The sequence below is a fragment of the Arthrobacter sp. DNA4 genome (genome assembly GCF_024362385.1).
In the GTDB taxonomy this organism is placed as follows: Bacteria; Actinomycetota; Actinomycetes; order Actinomycetales; family Micrococcaceae; genus Arthrobacter.
In genome coordinates this window covers 2,637,053-2,653,720 of sequence record NZ_CP101466.1, presented here as the reverse complement: position 1 = coordinate 2,653,720, position 16,668 = coordinate 2,637,053, and the positions used below count along the sequence as shown (strand labels likewise).

Sequence of the window (16,668 nt, the reverse complement as noted above, 5' to 3'; positions counted from 1 at the left end):
GTGCCCGCCAGCCACCGCACACGGCACGTGCTCCGCTACCTGCCGGTACTGCCTGCCGTCGTGCTCCTGCTCGTGTTCCTCGCCGGCCCCGTGCTGTGGGCTTTCCACGCCTCACTCACCAACGCCGGGCTCACCGGCCGGCATGCCCGGAACCCCGAATGGGTGGGGCTGGACAACTACCAGCGGCTGCTGCAGGACCCCGTCCTTCCGCTTTCACTGGCCCTGACCGTCCTGTTCGTCGCCGGGTCGGCGATCCTGGGCCAGAACGTACTGGGGCTCGCCCTTGCGGTCCTGATGCGGCGTGCACGGCCTGTGGTCTCCGCAACCGTTGGGACCGCCGTCGTGGCCGCCTGGGTCCTGCCGGAGATCGTGGCGGCGTTCGCGGCCTACGCCTTCTTCAGCCGCGACGGGACACTCAACCAACTCCTCGGCCGCCTGGGGGTGCCGGAAACCGACTGGCTCTATACGGTTCCCATGGCGGCCGTGATCCTGGCCAACGTGTGGCGCGGGACCGCCTTTTCCATGCTGGTGTACCGGTCCGCACTCAGTGGGGTCCCCGGCGAGCTGACCGAGGCCGCGCAGATGGACGGGGCGGGCGCCTGGCAGCGGCTGGCGTTCATCACGCTGCCGGTGATCCGGAACAGCATTGCCACCAACCTGATGCTGGTCACGCTGCAGACACTCGCCGTCTTCACCCTGATTTGGGTCATGACCGCCGGGGGCCCTGCCAACGGCAGCACTACGCTGCCCGTCCTGGCCTACCAGCAAGCCTTCAAGTTCGGAGACATCGGTTACGGCACCGCCGTCGCCTCGGTCCTGATCCTCATCGGCGCCGTGTTCGGGGCGGCCTACCTCCGCCTCCTTAGGGAGCAGAGACCGTGACCGCCCGGAACGAACGTGCCCGCAGCACCTGGGCGGACGTGGCCCTGCTGCTGACCGGCGCCTGCTTCCTGCTGCCCCTGCTCTGGCTGGTCCTCGGTTCAGTGGACCCCGCCGCCGGACACGCGGTCAAGGTCCCGCAACAGCCCGGACTGGATAATTTCGCCGCCGTCCTCACTCCTGAACTGCTCTTCCGCCCGCTATGGAACAGCCTCCTGTTGTCCGCGGGTACCGGGCTGGTGACGCTGGCAGCGGCCGTGCTTGCCGCCTACCCCCTGTCCCGCTACCGGTCACGCTTCACTGCGCCCTTCATGTACGGCATCCTGTTCGGCACCTGCCTGCCCATCACGGCCATCATGGTGCCGGTCTACGGTCTGTTCGTGCAGCTCCGGCTGCTGGATTCCCTGCCGGCCACGGTGCTGTTCCTGGCCGCCACCAGCTTGCCCATGGCGATCTGGATGACCAGGAACTTCATGGACGCTGTACCGCTGGCGCTGGAGGAAGCAGCCTGGGTGGACGGCGCCTCCAGGCTCGCCGGCCTGCGTTCAATCGTGCTTCCCCTCATGGGCCCGGGCCTGGGCGTGGTGTTCATCTTCGTGTTCATCCAGGCCTGGGGGAACTTCTTCGTCCCGTTCGTGCTGCTGCTCTCCGAGGGCAGGCAGCCGGCAGCAGTATCGATCTTCAGCTTCTTCGGCCAGCACGGGGCAGTGGCGTACGGCCAGCTGGCCGCATTCTCAATCCTCTATTCGGTTCCGGTCCTGGCCCTGTACGCCATCGTGGCGCGCGCGTCCGGCAACTCGCTGGCCCTGTCGGGAGCTGTCAGGGGCTAATCGATGTCCTCAAGCACCACGCCGAACGGCAGGGTGTCGTCCAGGTGGGCCTGGTGGCCGGTGGGGTTGTTGACCACGCGGACGCCGTGCAGCTTTTCGGCCGCGGACTGCATCAGGACGGGCCTGACCGTGTCGATGACCATCTGGCTCTTGTCGGCGAGATATTCCTTGTAACTGGCTGGAAGCTCAATCATGGCAAAAGGATAGACCCGCGGACCCCTCATGGGGAGGGGTGCCCATTGCCGGTCTTGGGCTGCCGGGCTTGGATAGGATGGCGGGCGGGACACGACCGGCCCGGACCGCGCGCCCAACACCGTCACCAGGGGGAAACCAGTGCTTTCGACCAGCGTGCCCGCACGAATCCAGCCTGCGGAGCTGGCCAGGGCGCAGCAAGTGGCCGCCAACATTTCACGAAGTTTCGACGCGAAGGTGGTGGGGCAGTCCCGGCTGCGGGAATCGCTTCTGGTGGGGCTGCTGACCGGCGGCCACATACTGCTGGAGAGCGTCCCGGGACTGGCCAAGACCACCGCCGCGCAGACCCTGGCCGACGCCGTCAGCGGTGAATTCCGCCGCATCCAGTGCACCCCGGACCTGCTGCCCAGCGACATCGTGGGAACCCAGATCTATGACGCCGCCAAGGGCAGCTTCCACACCCAGCTCGGCCCGGTCCACGCCAACATCGTGTTGCTGGATGAGATCAACCGCTCGAGCGCCAAGACCCAGAGCGCCATGCTCGAGGCGATGCAGGAACGCCAGACGTCCATTGGCGGACAGGACTACCGGCTGCCCTCCCCGTTCCTGGTACTGGCCACCCAGAACCCCATTGAGCAGGAGGGCACGTACCAGCTGCCTGAGGCCCAGATGGACCGTTTCATGCTCAAGGACGTCCTGGATTACCCCAGTCCCGCGGAAGAGGCCGAGATCATCCGCAGGATCGACGCCGGCGTCTATGCGCCCGAACAGAAACCCGCTGCGGCCGCCTCCCTGGATGCCGTCACCGAGATCCAGGAACTGGCCACCCGCATCTACATCGATCCGGCCGTCATCAACTACATCGTGGGGCTGGTGTACGTGACCCGGAACGCGTCCCAGTACATCGATGCCAGACTTGCCGGGTTCATCGAGTTCGGCGCCAGTCCCCGTGCCAGCATCGCCTTCAGCCGGGCAGCCCGTGCGGTGGCGCTGCTGAACGGCAGGGACCATGTCATCCCAGAGGACGTCAGGTCGTTGGCCCACAGGGTGCTGCGGCACCGGCTTATCCTGAACTTCGATGCGGTGGCCGAGCAGGTTCCCGTGGAATCGGTGATCGACGCCGTCGTGGCCGCCGTCCAGACTCCCTGACCCCGCATGGCCAGCCTCCTCCAGCGCGTGAAATCGAAGATGGCCATCTTCGCGCACCGCAAGGCCCGCGGCGTGCTCGACGGCGAATACGGTTCGGTGTTCAGGGGCCGCAGCCTGGACTTCGATGACCTGCGCGCCTACGTGCCCGGCGACGAGGTCCGCGATATCGACTGGAAAGCGTCGGCGCGCCACGGCTCACCCCTGATCCGGCGCTACGTCGCTGTCCGCCGCCAGACTGTCCTCCTCGTCACCGACACGGGGCGCAACATGGCCGCGGAGGCGCTGTCCGGGGAAGTGAAAAAGGACATCGCCGTGCTGTCCCTCGGCGTCCTGGGCTACCTGGCCCACCGGCACGGCGACGTGGTGGGGCTGGTGTGCGGTGACTCATCGGCCACCCGTTCCTTCCCGGCAAAGAGTGGAGAGGCCCACCTGGAACGGCTGCTGCGGCACGTGGACTCCCACACCGGCCTGGAAGCGGCAGCCAGCAGCATCGAGGACCAGCTCGACTACGTGGCGCGCAACATCAAGGGCCGACATCTGCTCTTCGTCGTCGCTGACGAACTGGCCGCGGACGATTCCACCGGTCGGCTCCTGCGCCGGCTGCGCGCCCAGCACGAGATCCTCTGGCTGACGGTCAGGGACGCGGAACTGGTGCCATCACCCGTGGCCGGGGCAAGTCCAAACACAGGCAGTGACTCCTACAGCGTGGCCGATTCCTCCTTCCTGGCCTGGCAGCCGGCTACGTCCGCCGCGGTGGCGGCCGCCTACGCCACAGCCGCCGCGGAACGCGACGCAGGCCGCAAGGCCATGTTGCGCGCGGCCGGGATCACGGAGGGCGAAGTGGCCGGGAGCGGGGACGTCATCACCGGCCTGTTCGCCCTTCTCGAGAGGCACCGGCGTGCAGGCTGATCCCGGTTTCTACGGCCCGCTGCAATACAGCCCCGCCTGGATGTGGTGCGGCGCGGCACTTCTGGCCCTGGTGGTTGGGTGGTACGTCTTCGTGCTTGCCACCACCGGCCCGGCTGCCCGCTCCAAACCCGGCAGCGCCGGCTCCCGGTCCGCCCTGACGGACCTGCCTGCACTCAAGGCGGCGTACCTGCAGCGCATCCATGATGTGGACCGGGAGGTGGCGGCGGGAAACCTTGCGGAACGTGCCGCGCACCAGGAGATCAGCCTCCTGCTGCGCGGGTTTGTCCGGGACGCAACAGGTGTCGATGCCACCCGGATGACGCACCAGGACCTGGCCCGGCACCCGCTGCCCGCGGCGGCCGACGTCATCGAAGCCCTTTACCCTGCCGAATTCGGGCCCGGCCCGCTGCCATCCGTAACTGCGTCCGCGGCAAGGGCTTCCGAGGCGGTGCGGGCGTGGAACTGATCTTCTGGTGGCTGCTGCCGCCCGCCGCTGTTGCTGCCGGGGCGGCGGCATGGATTGCGTTGCGCAGGAACCGGTGGCCGCATGAACGACGACGGCCCGTGGCGCACGCCGACAGGCTTACGGGGCTCCCGGAATACCAGGCAGCCCTCAGGCGGCACCGCCGCTTGCTGGCAGCGGCCGGAACCGCCTGCGCGGTGCTGCTGGCCTCGGCGGCTGTTGCGGCAGCACGGCCCGCTGACGTGACCACCATCCGCCCGGAGCAGCACAACCGGGACATCATGCTTTGTTTGGACGCGTCCGGCTCCATGAGCAGTGCTGACGCCGCGGTCGTGGACGTCTTCGCCGGCCTGGCGAAAGACTTCGACGGCGAGCGGATCGGCCTGACCATCTTCGACAGCAGCGCCATCCAGGTTTTTCCGCTGACCGACGACTACGCCTACGCCCAGGAGCAGCTCAAGGGCGCCAAAGACGCCTTCGACGGCGAACCCGGCAGTTCAGGATTCCTGGACGGCACGTGGAGCGGCAGGGGATCGTCACTGATCGGGGACGGCCTGGCATCCTGCCTCAACAGCTTCCCTGGTGCCACCGGCGGATCCTCGGCTGCTGCCGGGGACGCCGCAGGCAGGGGCAGTGCGCCCACGCGTTCGCGGTCGGTGGTGCTGGCTACGGACAACTTCCTTTCCGGCAAGCCGATCATGACCCTGGAGCAGGCTGCGCAGCTGGCCAAGGAACGGTCCGTGCGCGTCTACGCCTTGAATCCAGGCGACCTGGACTACGGCAGCGGCTCCGACCAGCCCGGTGCCCAGCTGCGTGCTGCAGCGGAGTCAACCGGCGGCTCGTACCACGCCCTGGACAGTCCCGATGCTGTGCCGGGAATTGTCGCCGCCGTGGAGCAAACCGAAACGGCGGGGATCCAGGGCGCGCCACGGGCCGTGTTCTCGGAAGTTCCGGTCCTGCCGTTGGGTGTTGCGTTGTTGTCCGGGCTGGTCCTGTGCACAATCCTGTGGCGCCTGGAGCGGAGACCCCTGCGCAGCAGGGCGTGGCTGCGGCGGGGGCCCATTGTCCTGTTGCTCCTGGCAGCAGCGGTGCGGCCCAGCCTGCCCGGCGGCTCCGTGCAGGCGGCCACTGCCGACCTCAACGTGTTCTTCGTGGTGGACACCACCACCAGCATGGTGGCCGAGGACTACGGCGATGGGGCTCCGCGGCTGGAGGGCGTCCGCAAAGACATCAAGGCCATCGCAGAACGGCTGCCCGGCGCCCGTTTTTCCGTCATCACCTTCGACACCACCGCGCACGTCCGGATGCCGCTCAGCACCGACACCCTGGCCCTGGAAACCATCACGGACGTCATGGAACCCCAAGTGACCGCCTATGCCAAGGGCAGCACTATCACCGCCGCCACGCAGGTGCTCTCCGAGCGTTTGGCCGCCGCGCGCGACAGCCAGCCCGGTAAGCCCAGGCTGGTGTACTACCTGGGGGACGGCGAGCAAACCAGCGGCAAAGAGCCGGAGGCCATGAAGGTCGACGGCGGACTGGTCGCCGGGGGAGCGGTGCTGGGTTACGGGACGTCCGGCGGCGGCCGGATGAAGGAGAACACCGGCCAGGCTTCACAAAGCGGGGGCACCGGCGGAGGGAACGTTCCGCCGGCGCCGGCGGAGTACGTGCAGGACACCCGGGCCGGCAGCGCAGGGGACGCACTATCGATCATCGACGAAGGCCGGCTGCGGACCATCGCCTCCCAGCTGGGCGTGCCCTACGTCCACCGTGCCGCCGGCGACCCGGTGGCAGCCATGCTGCAGCAGGCACACCCCGGCAGGGCCGAACGTTCAGACCAGGACGGTTCGCTGGCCGCCGCCACTGAACTGTATTGGATCTTCGCCGCCGGAGTTTTCCTGCTGGCCTTGCCGGAAGCGGTGGGCATCCTGCGGCAGCTTCGCGGGCTTCGGACTCCTCCCGGCGGCAGGGGGCTGCAGTGAACGCCAAGGTCCGCAGGCGCCGCCTGCTGCTGTGGTCCGCCCTGCCGGTGCTCCTCATCCTGTGCCTCGCCGCCAAGCTGCTCAGCGTGGGCGTCCTCGCCCGTCAGGCCGCCGCCGGTTTCGAAGCCGGAAACGCGTCCACGGTGGGCACTGCGGCCGGCGGACTGGGGATCGCCAACTTGGTGGAGCCGCACAAGGCGCCGTTCGCCGCGGGGGACGCTGCCGTGCTGGCCGGTGATGACGGAACTGCCAAGGCCCTGTTTGAACAGTCACTTCAGATGGTCCCGGCTACTCCGGCGACGAATGCCTGGTTCGGGTGAACCTGGTCCTGGTGATTGAACGCATGGGTGACCAGCGTTTCCAGGTGGCGACCCGGCGTCGGCCGGTTCCCTTTTCAAGCAGGCGCTGGACGTTGCCCGGGAGGCGCCCGAAGGCTGCCTGTCGGCGGACGCGGAGGGTGGTGCGGCTGGTAGCTGGCGGATGCCGGGAAGCGGCTGGAGAACAAACTCCAGGCCATGGGACCAGCTCCGGACCAGGCGCCGGCACCGGCGGAGGAACCTTCTCCGGGCCCATCCGGTGACAGCCGGCAGAACCAGCTGGACCAATTGCAGGACAGTGCCCGGCAGGCCGAACGTGAGCGGAACAGCGGGCGCGAACGCGGGGAGTACCTGGACAGCAACGGCGGGACCGTCCCGGAGCGGCCCTGGTAGGAACGGCTGCAGGCGAAGGAAATTCTGTTGCCGGAAGAAACCACCTGTAAAACTGCGTCTTAATTCGGCGTCGACTTGTACCTGCGCCGTAAGCAGCCATAGAGTCTTAAACAAGTTACCGCGGTAACGTGTCAGCGATCCTCCGTTCCGGAGGGTGTGGGTGCCCCCATGTGGGCCTGACATTTGCTCACGGACTACTTCATTCCAGGCGTAACAGTCGCGGCTGCGTCCTCGTGGAGTCCCTCCGTGTTCCCCAAACTCAAATTCATTGCCGGTTGTCCGCCTCCAGGCAGGCACCCCCAATGGCCCAAAGCCAAGGACGCAAATGTCACCTCCAAGCCTTATTGACACACATCCCCATCTTTCCGACACCGCTCCGGTAGCGCTCTCCTACGAGTTGTTCCCCCCGCGTTCGCCGGCGGCAGCGGAGACCCTCTGGACCACTATCCGCGAGCTGGAGACCACTGAGCCCGACTACGTCTCCGTGACGTACGGCGCCAGTGGATCAAACCGGGACACCGCCCTCGAGCTCATCAACCGGCTCCTGGTCGAAACCACGCTGCGGCCGCTGGCCCACCTGACCTGCGTGGGGAATACTCCGCAGGAACTCGCTGCGATCATCGGCGAGCTGCTGGACATCGGGGTCCGGGGCATCCTCGCCCTGCGCGGCGATCTCCCCAAGGACGGCGGCCAGCCGTCAGCCGGGTCCCTGCGGTACGCCCAGGACCTGATCGACCTCATCCGCCGGGTGGAGCAGCGCCGTTCCGCGCTGCTGTGCGCCGGAAAGATCGCGGTTGGCGTGGCGGCGTACCCCACCCGCCATCCGGAGTCACCCAGCGAGGACCACGACGTCGAAGTGCTGCTCGCCAAGCAACGTTCCGGCGCCGACTTCGCCATCACCCAGGTGTTCTTCGAAGCTGCACAGTATGAGGACCTGCTCACCCGTGCCCGCCGTGCGGGCGTGACCATTCCCATCATTCCCGGCGTCATGCCGTTTACCAGCCTTCGCCGGCTTAACCGGCTGGGGGAACTGGCTGGAGTGGAACCGGCTCCCAAGCTGATGGAACGCCTCGCGGCCGCCGACAATGACATTGAACGGCTCCACATTGGCGTCGATGCCACTGTTGACCTGGCCAACGCTGCCCTGGATGCCGGAGCCCCCGGAATCCACCTCTACACCTTCAACGAGCACCAGAGTGCACTGGAAGTGCTGGACAAGCTGGCCCTGCCGCGCCATAACCGCAGCAGCCACGCCCGGGGTGCCGCAGCCAGGCCACAGCTGGCCAGCTGAACGCCGACCCGGCACCGCTCCACGCTTCACAGCACTAACCCACGCCCTTTTGACCTACCTCCGAACTGAGGACCTTTGCCATGCCTGAAAACAACACGCCCTTCCCCTCCGCCTCCCTCCTCGGCTACCCCCGCATCGGCCGCCGCCGCGAACTCAAAAAGGCCGTCGAAGCCTACTGGGCCGGCCGGATCGACGCCGCAGCCCTTGACGCGGCAGCCAAGGACATCCAGCTGACCACCGCCAGGCGCCTGCAGGAACTCGGCCTGACCGAAGCAGCAGCTGTTCCCGGGACGTTCTCCTACTACGACCAGGTCCTGGATGCCACCGCCCACCTCGGGGCGGTGCCCGCACGCTTCGGCACGCTCCTCAACGCCGACGGGCAGCTGGACATCGACGGCTACTTCACCCTGGCCCGCGGCACCAAGGACCAGCAGCCGCTGGAAATGACCAAGTGGTTCGACACCAATTACCACTACCTGGTCCCTGAGATCGGCCCCGAAACCGAATTCACCCTGGCCTCCACCGCCAAGGTCGACGAGTTCGCCTTCGCACTGGCCAACGGCATCGAGACCCGCCCGTATATCGTTGGCCCGGTCACCTACCTGCTGCTGTCCAAGGCTTCCGACGACGCCCCGGCCGGATTCGCTCCGCTGTCCCGCCTCGAGGACATCCTGCCCGTGTACGTCCAGCTGCTTGAGAAGCTGGCCGCCGCCGGCGCCGGCTGGGTCCAGCTCGACGAGCCCGCCCTGGTGGTCGACCAGGAGACCCCGGCCGCAGAGGTCGAAGCAGCCGTTGCCCGGGCCTACGACGTCCTGGCGGCTGCGGCCAGCCGCCCGCAGATCCTTGTGTCCACCCCGTACGGTTCGCTCGGCGCCCAGTTGGGAACCCTTGCCGCCACCAACATCGACGCCCTGCACATCGACGTCTTCAAGGGCGCCGTTCCCTCCGCGGCAGCACTGGTAAGCCTGGGCACCAAGACCCTGGTTGCCGGCGTGGTGGACGGCCACAACATCTGGCGCAACGACCTCGCCGCGTCCGCCGCGAAGCTCGATGAGCTGAGGGCCGCGTCCGGAAAGGTGGCCGTCTCCACGTCCACCTCAACCCAGCACGTCCCGCACGACGTCGCCGAGGAAACCCAACTGCCCGCACAGCTCCGCAGCTGGCTGGCGTTCTCGGACCAGAAAGCCGTCGAGGTTGCCACCCTGGCCTCCTACCTGGCAAACCCTGCCTCCGCCAAAGCCGCCATCGACGACGCAACGGCCGTGATCGCCTCCCGCGCCACCGCAGAAGGCGTCCACCGCGCTGACGTCCGGGCCCGCACCGAAGCCCTGACCGCAGCCGACTTCACCCGGTCCGACTACGCCGTCCGAGAAGCGGCCCAGGAGGAGGCGCTGCACCTGCCGCCGCTGCCCACCACCACCATCGGGTCCTTCCCGCAGACGTCAGAGATCCGCTCGGCCCGTGCGCGCAACACCAAGGGTGAGCTCAGTGATGAGCAGTACGGGCAGCTCATGAAGGACGAAATCAAGCGCGTGGTGGACCTGCAGGAAGAGCTGGGCTACGACGTCCTGGTGCACGGTGAGCCCGAGCGCAACGACATGGTCCAGTACTTCGCGGAAAACCTCGAGGGCTTCGACGTCACGGTCCACGGCTGGGTCCAGTCCTACGGTTCACGCTGCACCCGCCCGTCCATCCTCTGGGGTGACGTCACCCGCAGCGCCCCCATCACGGTCAAGTGGGCGGAGTACGCGCAGTCCCTGACCAGCAAGCCGATGAAGGGCATGCTCACCGGTCCGGTCACCATCCTGGCGTGGTCCTTCGTCCGCGATGACCAGCCGCTGGGCGAGACCGCCAACCAGGTGGGCCTGGCGCTGCGCGACGAGATCGCCGACCTCGAAGCCGCCGGCATCAAGGTCATCCAGGTGGACGAGCCCGCCCTGCGCGAACTGCTGCCGCTGCGCAAGGCCGACCAGGCCGATTACCTGAAGTGGTCCGTTGACTCCTTCCGCCTGGCCACCGCCGGCGCCGCCGATTCCACCCAGATCCACACCCACCTCTGCTACTCGGAGTTCGGTGTGATCATCGATGCAATCGACGGCCTGGACGCTGACGTGACTTCCATCGAGGCCGCCCGGTCCCGCATGGAGGTTGTCCACGACCTCGAGGCCCATGGCTTCGGCCGCGGGGTGGGCCCGGGCGTCTACGACATCCACTCGCCGCGCGTGCCCGGCGAGCAGGAAGTCACCGATCTGCTCCGCACCGCCGTCAAACACGTCCCGACCCGGCAGCTCTGGGTCAACCCGGACTGTGGCCTGAAGACCCGTGGCTACGCCGAGACTGAAGAGTCCCTGCGGAACCTGGTCAAGGCAACCCAGGCGGTCCGCGCAGGCCTGCTGGAAACGGCGAAGTAAGACAACGCGCGACGATGGCGGGTCACTCTGGGCGACCCGCCGTCGTCGTCTCTTTCATCCTCACGGCGGTGATGAACAGCCACACAGTCCAGGCGACGATCGCCACAATGCCCAGCAGGGTGGGCAACGAGTTTGCCGCCGAAAATCCTGATATCCCAATGATCCAGCCCTGGACCAGGTAGGCCAGCCCGGACAGTGCCATGAGGTAGCCGATCATGCGGGAAACTTCGCGCGCCGCTGCGACAACAACACCCCAAAGCACCAGGGCGGCGCCCAGCAGGAAGTTCTGGTAGCTGCGCATTCCCCATTCCAGCCAGCGGATACCCTCCGCAGTGGCGAACCGTGCGGCCTTCTCCGGCTCAGGCGCAGCGGTCCAGGCGTCCACCGCCTGCTTCAGGGCCACGCCGTCCACCGCCTGCAAGGCTGCATAAAGCGCCAGAGCGGCAGCTGCGGAGAGAACACCGAAGCGGGCTGTCCAGGACAAGCCGTGACGCTGGACATCGACGGCGGCCCAAAGGGCCACCAGCCCGGCGCACACCAGGGCCATACCTACGAACTGGCCCAGATGGACAGCGGTCCAGGTACCGCTGTTGGCGTACGCGGTGAAAGAGGCAACGTGGTCGTTTGCGTCGTGGGATTCGGCGTGAAACAGACCGGCAAGAATCGAGGCCACAACACCGGCAAGAAGGAGGGACGCAGCCAGCCGCCAGGTCCTGCGCCTGCCCTGGATCCCATCCATGGCCGCCCACCATCCTCTGCGCGGGGCGTTTCGTGGAGCCCTGCTTCAGGACTCCCAGACGATTTCGTCGTCCACCACGCCGTCCTGGTCGGCGGACGCCACCAGGACCTCATCGGTGAAGTGCTCCCCGAGGGTGAAATCCAGGACGAAGTAGCGCTCCGGCTGGCCGGGATAGATGGCCACATGCCCCAATTTCAGGGCCTTGAGGAATACCTCGTTGGTGAGCTGGCTCCGGTCCTGGACGCCGAAGACCTTGTGCAGCTGTTCTTCCTTGAGCGCGTTGCAGTGGAAGTGGAGGTACTCCTGCGGGCTGGTGCCCTCCTGTTCCAGCTCCTCGGCAATCATTTCCCGGACCTCGTCCACCAGCTCGGGCAGGAACCGCAGCCGGTACTCGACTTTGCGCAGCGCGGCTTCATCGAAGTGGTCGTGGGCGTCGATGTTCAGGTCGAGTTCCAGCGGATGGCCGCGCAGCTCATGTTTGGCGGCGAAGAGGTGATCCATGCCGTGGTTGAGCTCAATCTCCCCAAAGTGCTGGCTCGCTACCTTGTTCATAGTCTCAACATAGACCCGAAGGGCAGACCATTCCAGCGTTCCGGGCTAATTGACCGCGGTACGCATCCCCGCCAGTGTTTCGGCCAACAGGTCAACGAAAAGCTGCACCCGGGCCGTTTTCCGGTCATTGATCAGCAGCGCAAAGACGTTCCGTGCCAGCCGGATTTCCGGGACGTCCAGCACCACAACGCCTGCCGGCTTGTTCCGCAGCGCCAGTTCCGGAACCAGGGCAGCGCCCAGGCCGGCAGCCGCCATCTCCAGGCTGGCATGGAAGTCATCGCTGTGCGCCACCACCCGCGGGTGGAGGTTGCAGCCGGCGAAGAGGCGCTCGATGACCATGGCGTCGCTGGTGCCGGGATGGTGCATGATCCAGGGCATCTCCGACAAGTGGTCGGCCGCGACCTTCGCGTCGGCCCGGAAGCCCCAGCCGGCGGGAAGCACCACACGGAAGTCATCGTCGCCGATCCATTGCCGGTTGATCGTGTTGGGCCACGCGAAGCCGGTCTGGCCCACTTGGAACACCACGGCCAGGTCCAGGTCGCCTCCGGTGCGCAGCCCCTGGATGGTCTGGCCCGGTTCTGCGACGGATACCCGCAGGTCGATCCCCAGCTTCTTCCACGCGGGATTCTTGAGGATCCGCGGCAGGACGTACGTGGCCAGGCTGGGAAAGATCCCCAGCCGCAGTTCCTGGCTTTCGGTATCCTGCGTCCGTGAGGCGGCGGCCATCAGCGCTTCGATGTCCGTGAGCACCTTGGCGGCGTGCCGGGTCATGACGACGGCGGCTTCCGTAGGGATCACGGCGCGCGCCGACCGCTGGAAGAGAGTGACGCCCGTTTCCCGCTCCAATGCGGACATCTGCTGCGAGACGGCGGAGGCCGTATAGCCAAGCGTTGCGGCTGCCGCAGCGAAGGAGCCCAGCCGCGTGACCTCCAGGAGGGTCTTCAGGTGCACGGGATTTACCACCAGTTCACAGTACTTCACCCATCCGCCGCCGCGACCGCGCCGAATAGCCCTCTGTATAACCAGCACAGCGGCAAATGTTCAGCAGAGGAGCATGAAGTGTCACTTGACCCAGCAGTAAGTGAAGGCGGCCGGCGGCGCGTGGCCGTGATCGGCAGCGGGGTGGCCGGATTGACCGCTGCCTACGTACTGAACAGGCAGGACGACGTCACCCTGTTTGAAGCCGATTCACGGCTGGGCGGCCATGCCCACACCCACGACATGCCACAGGCCGACGGAAGCGTCATCGGCGTGGACACAGGGTTCATCGTGCACAACGAACGGACCTATCCCACCCTGCTGCGGTTGTTCGCGGAGCTGGGCGTCGAAACCCAGGACTCCGAGATGAGCATGTCCATCCGCTGCGACGGCTGCGGACTGGAATACGCCGGCGCCCGCGACGGCGCGCGCGGAATCATTGCCAAGCCCTCCAGCCTGCTGCGCGGCCGCTACCTGCTGATGCTGCTGGAGGTCACCCGCTTTTACCGGAAGGCGAGGGAACTGCTCAGGACGGCGCCGCCGTCGGCCGTCAGCGACGAAGTTGACGTGCCCGAACTGACGCTGGGGGAGTTCCTGGCGCGGGAAAAGTTCAGCAGCTACTTCATTTCCCACTTCATGACCCCGGTGGTCAGCGCCGTCTGGTCCTGCGATCCCACCACCGCCCTGGCCTATCCGGCGCGGTACCTCTTCACGTTCCTTGGCCACCACGGCATGCTGGGCATCAAGAGCTCACCGCAGTGGCGCACCGTGACCGGCGGTTCGGCACGGTACGTCGAAAAGCTTGCCGCCACGCTCCCCGACGTGCGCCTCAACACTCCCGTGACCGCCATCCGGCGCCTGCCCGAGGGCGTGGAGCTCGCAACGGCCGGCGGCCTGGAAAGCTTTGACGCCGTCGTGGTCGCCACCCATCCGGCGCAGGCGCTCGGGTTCCTCGCCGACGCCACGCCGGAGGAGAAGGAGGCGCTCGCCGGCATGCCCTATTCCGTGAACCACACCGTATTCCACCAGGATCCGGCGGTCCTGCCCGCGGCGGAGAACGCCAGGGCGTCCTGGAACTACCGGCTCCCGGCCTGCGACGCCCGCCCGGACAAGGTGCTGGTGAGCTATGACCTCACCCGGCTGCAGCGGCTCGCGCCGGCAGACGGCCGGCCCTACCTCGTGAGCCTGGGCGAGTCGGAGCTGATTTCCGACAGTGCGGTACTGGAACGGATGGTGTACGAGCACCCGCAGTACACGCCTGACTCCCTGAAGGCCCAGCAGGCCATCGCGGTGCTAAGCGACAGCCGGATCGCGTACGCCGGGGCGTTCCTTGGCTGGGGCTTCCACGAGGACGGCGCCCTCTCCGGGGTACGCGCTGCGGAGAAGCTGGGCCGCACCTGGCCGGTTGTCCGGGCCGCCGATCCCGTGGACTCCACCGGCGAGGGGGAGCGGGAACTGCTGTCGGCAGAACCCGTGTGACCATGGAGGCCTCGATCTACCGCACATCCATTTCGCACGTGCGGCGTACCCCGTTGAAGAACGCGTTCACCTACCGGAGCTACAGCTGGTTCGTGGACGTCGATGATCTTCCCCGGCTGCCCTTCCTGCTCCGGCCCCTGGCGGTGTTCCGTGCCGGGGACCATCTGGGCGATCCGGAGGCCGGTATCCGGTCCAACGTGGAGCGGTACCTCCGGACCCAAGGCATAGAGCCCGACGGCGGCGCCATCCACATGCTGACCAGCGCCAGGGTTTTTGGCTATGTCTTCAATCCGCTCACCCTGTTCTGGTGCTACCGCTCCACCGGGGAACTGCAATGCGTGGTGGCCGAGGTCCACAACACCTATGGCGAGCGGCACTGCTACCTGCTGCACACCGATCCCGGCGGCCGCGCTTCGGTGCCGAAAGCCTTCTACGTTTCACCTTTCAACGACGTCGACGGGCAGTACCGGATGAAGCTCCCCGCGCCCGGGGACAGGCTTGCGGTGTCCATTGTGCTGGAGCGTGAAGGGCAGCGCCCCTTCGTGGCCACCATGGATGGCCGCCGCAGACCGGCCACCATTTCCAACGTCCTCGCGGCGGCTTTGACGGTGCCTGCCGCGCCACTGCTGGTATCCGCCCTGATCCGGGTCCAGGGCATTAAACTCTGGGCAAGACGCCTGCCCGTCGTTGCCAGACCACATCACCCCTCACAGGAGGCAGTTCAATGACAATGACTGACGACAACGGAACTGCTTCAGCTTCCGTCGACAACAAGACCCGCGGACCGGCAGCCACCCACACTCCCGCGGCCTGGACCACCGGCGGTGTCCCCACTGCGCCCGCCACCATCGATCCTGCCCTGTGGCCCGGTGTTGCCCAGCCGCCGTCGGGCCTCAAGGCCGATGTTGCCGGGAAGGCAGCAGGCCTGATGTTCAGGGGTGCAGTCAAGCGGCTTCCGCTGCGCGTTGACTACCCTGACGGTTCGGTCCTGGGGATGGGCGGACCGGACGCTCCCGTGATGACCATGCTGAGGCCGGCAGCGTTCGAGGCCCGGATCGGCGACAACGGGCTGATCGGACTGGGTGAATCCTTCATGGCCGGCGACTGGGAGGCATCCGACCTTGCCGCGGTGCTGGAAGTCTTCGCCGCCTCGGTGGACACGCTGATCCCCATGCCGCTGCAGAAGCTGCGCTCGCTGTACCTGCCGCGAACGCCGCGCCAGGAACGCAACGCCGAACAGAACACCCGCAGCAACATTTCGCGGCACTACGACCTGTCCAACGAACTGTTTTCCAACTTCCTGGACTCCACCATGAGCTACTCGTCGGCGCTGTTTCCCGGCGGGGCCGGGCCGCTGTCCTCAGTGGCGTGGGATTCCCTGGCGGAGGCCCAGCAGGCCAAGATCGACCGGCTGCTGGACAAAGCCGGCGTGGGCGAGGGTACCCGGCTGCTGGAAATCGGCACCGGCTGGGGCGAGCTTGCCCTGCGTGCCGCTGCCCGTGGCGCCACCGTCTACAGCGTCACGCTGTCCAGTGAGCAGCAGGTGCTGGCGCAGGAACGCATTGCGGAAGCCGGCTTCGCGGACCGCGTGACGGTGGCCCTGCAGGACTACCGCGCCGTGGAAGGGGAGTACGACGCCGTGGTGTCGGTCGAGATGATCGAGGCCGTGGGGTATGAGTACTGGCCCATCTATTTCCAGACGATCGACCGCGTCCTGGCCCCCGGCGGAAAGGTTGCCATCCAGGCGATCACCATGCCGCACGGACGGATGCTGGCCACCCGCAACGCCTACACCTGGGTGCACAAGTACATCTTCCCCGGCGGCTTCCTGCCGTCCGTCCGGGCCATCGAGGGCGTGACCCAGCAGCACACCACCCTGCGGGTGCGGGAGAGGATGGGCATGGGAGACCACTACGCCGCCACCCTGCGGCTGTGGGAGGAGCGGTTCCTTGCCCGCTCCCGCGAGGTAGGGGACATGGGCTTCGACGCCGTGTTCCAGCGGATGTGGCTGTTCTACCTCTGCTACTCCCGCGCCGGGTTCCAGTCCGGGTACCTGGACGTCCAGCAGATTGTGCTGGACCGCCGGGAGGCGCAGCTGTAGGTTTCA

The 16,668-nt window shown here is 67.0% G+C and carries 17 protein-coding genes; 13 read left to right on the top strand and 4 right to left on the bottom strand.

The window, feature by feature from the left end; all coding sequences use genetic code 11:
* Together NMQ03_RS12185 and NMQ03_RS12180 are read left to right on the top strand one after the other, a co-directional pair.
* On the top strand, nt 1–882 hold the full coding sequence (locus NMQ03_RS12185; RefSeq protein ID WP_255172428.1) for a carbohydrate ABC transporter permease: 882 nt from the start codon (nt 1–3) through the stop codon (nt 880–882).
* Nucleotides 879–1,709: a carbohydrate ABC transporter permease gene (locus NMQ03_RS12180; RefSeq protein WP_255172427.1), complete on the top strand. Its 831-nt coding sequence runs from the start codon at nt 879–881 to the stop codon at nt 1,707–1,709. The genes NMQ03_RS12185 and NMQ03_RS12180 overlap by 4 nt, the downstream gene beginning before the upstream one ends.
* Here NMQ03_RS12180 and NMQ03_RS12175 read toward each other — a convergent pair.
* Entirely contained in the window at nt 1,706–1,933 is a 228-nt protein-coding gene (locus NMQ03_RS12175; RefSeq protein WP_255172426.1) for a hypothetical protein, read from the bottom strand. The two genes, NMQ03_RS12180 and NMQ03_RS12175, sit on opposite strands and share 4 nt — an antisense overlap.
* A 109-nt stretch (nt 1,934–2,042) precedes the next feature.
* On the opposite strand from NMQ03_RS12175, the gene NMQ03_RS12170 reads away from it, so the two are divergent.
* The 8 genes from NMQ03_RS12170 (at nt 2,043) to metE (ending at nt 10,813) form a co-directional block, all read left to right on the top strand.
* A complete protein-coding gene (locus NMQ03_RS12170) occupies nt 2,043–3,050 on the top strand; it encodes a MoxR family ATPase (RefSeq protein WP_255172425.1) in 1,008 nt (335 codons plus the stop codon).
* A gap of 6 nt (nt 3,051–3,056) precedes the next feature.
* Nucleotides 3,057–3,959 carry a DUF58 domain-containing protein gene (locus NMQ03_RS12165; protein ID WP_255172424.1) on the top strand — a complete coding sequence of 301 codons (903 nt, stop codon included), beginning with the start codon at nt 3,057–3,059 and terminating at the stop codon, nt 3,957–3,959.
* A complete protein-coding gene (locus tag NMQ03_RS12160; protein ID WP_255172423.1) occupies nt 3,949–4,425 on the top strand; it encodes a hypothetical protein in 477 nt (158 codons plus the stop codon). Before NMQ03_RS12165 ends, NMQ03_RS12160 begins: the two co-directional genes overlap by 11 nt.
* The gene (locus NMQ03_RS12155; protein WP_255172422.1) at nt 4,416–6,401 is read left to right on the top strand and encodes a VWA domain-containing protein; all 1,986 of its coding nucleotides are present in this window, start codon (nt 4,416–4,418) and stop codon (nt 6,399–6,401) included. The genes NMQ03_RS12160 and NMQ03_RS12155 overlap by 10 nt, the downstream gene beginning before the upstream one ends.
* Complete coding sequence (locus NMQ03_RS12150) at nt 6,398–6,721, top strand: hypothetical protein (RefSeq protein WP_255172421.1); 324 nt, start codon at nt 6,398–6,400, stop codon at nt 6,719–6,721. The genes NMQ03_RS12155 and NMQ03_RS12150 overlap by 4 nt, the downstream gene beginning before the upstream one ends.
* Before the next feature lie 195 nt (nt 6,722–6,916).
* Nucleotides 6,917–7,111, top strand: a complete 195-nt coding sequence (locus NMQ03_RS12145) for a hypothetical protein (RefSeq protein ID WP_255172420.1) — start codon at nt 6,917–6,919, stop codon at nt 7,109–7,111.
* A 325-nt stretch (nt 7,112–7,436) separates the two neighbouring features.
* Nucleotides 7,437–8,402 carry a methylenetetrahydrofolate reductase gene (locus NMQ03_RS12140; RefSeq protein ID WP_255172419.1) on the top strand — a complete coding sequence of 322 codons (966 nt, stop codon included), beginning with the start codon at nt 7,437–7,439 and terminating at the stop codon, nt 8,400–8,402.
* A gap of 80 nt (nt 8,403–8,482) precedes the next feature.
* Entirely contained in the window at nt 8,483–10,813 is a 2,331-nt protein-coding gene (gene metE, locus NMQ03_RS12135; RefSeq protein ID WP_255172418.1) for a 5-methyltetrahydropteroyltriglutamate--homocysteine S-methyltransferase, read from the top strand.
* Nucleotides 10,814–10,835: 22 nt separating this feature from the next.
* Here metE and NMQ03_RS12130 read toward each other — a convergent pair whose 3' ends face one another.
* From NMQ03_RS12130 to NMQ03_RS12120, 3 genes are read right to left on the bottom strand one after another with little or no spacing between them, the layout of a single operon-like run.
* Nucleotides 10,836–11,552, bottom strand: coding sequence for a DUF4386 family protein (locus NMQ03_RS12130; RefSeq protein ID WP_255172417.1), 717 nt, complete (start codon nt 11,550–11,552; stop codon nt 10,836–10,838).
* Between the two features lie 45 nt (nt 11,553–11,597).
* Nucleotides 11,598–12,104: a DUF2004 domain-containing protein gene (locus NMQ03_RS12125; RefSeq protein ID WP_255172416.1), complete on the bottom strand. Its 507-nt coding sequence runs from the start codon at nt 12,102–12,104 to the stop codon at nt 11,598–11,600.
* A 45-nt stretch (nt 12,105–12,149) separates the two neighbouring features.
* Entirely contained in the window at nt 12,150–13,067 is a 918-nt protein-coding gene (locus NMQ03_RS12120; RefSeq protein ID WP_188573030.1) for a LysR family transcriptional regulator, read from the bottom strand.
* A gap of 96 nt (nt 13,068–13,163) precedes the next feature.
* Between NMQ03_RS12120 and NMQ03_RS12115 the strand changes: the two genes are divergently transcribed.
* Genes NMQ03_RS12115 through NMQ03_RS12105 form a run of 3 tightly spaced genes read left to right on the top strand, consistent with a single transcriptional unit; the run spans nt 13,164 to nt 16,662 of the window.
* A complete protein-coding gene (locus NMQ03_RS12115; RefSeq protein WP_255172415.1) occupies nt 13,164–14,561 on the top strand; it encodes an NAD(P)/FAD-dependent oxidoreductase in 1,398 nt (465 codons plus the stop codon).
* Complete coding sequence (locus tag NMQ03_RS12110; RefSeq protein ID WP_255172414.1) at nt 14,558–15,289, top strand: DUF1365 domain-containing protein; 732 nt, start codon at nt 14,558–14,560, stop codon at nt 15,287–15,289. The genes NMQ03_RS12115 and NMQ03_RS12110 overlap by 4 nt, the downstream gene beginning before the upstream one ends.
* On the top strand, nt 15,286–16,662 hold the full coding sequence (locus NMQ03_RS12105; RefSeq protein ID WP_255172413.1) for a class I SAM-dependent methyltransferase: 1,377 nt from the start codon (nt 15,286–15,288) through the stop codon (nt 16,660–16,662). The genes NMQ03_RS12110 and NMQ03_RS12105 overlap by 4 nt, the downstream gene beginning before the upstream one ends.
* Nucleotides 16,663–16,668: the final 6 nt, after the last annotated feature.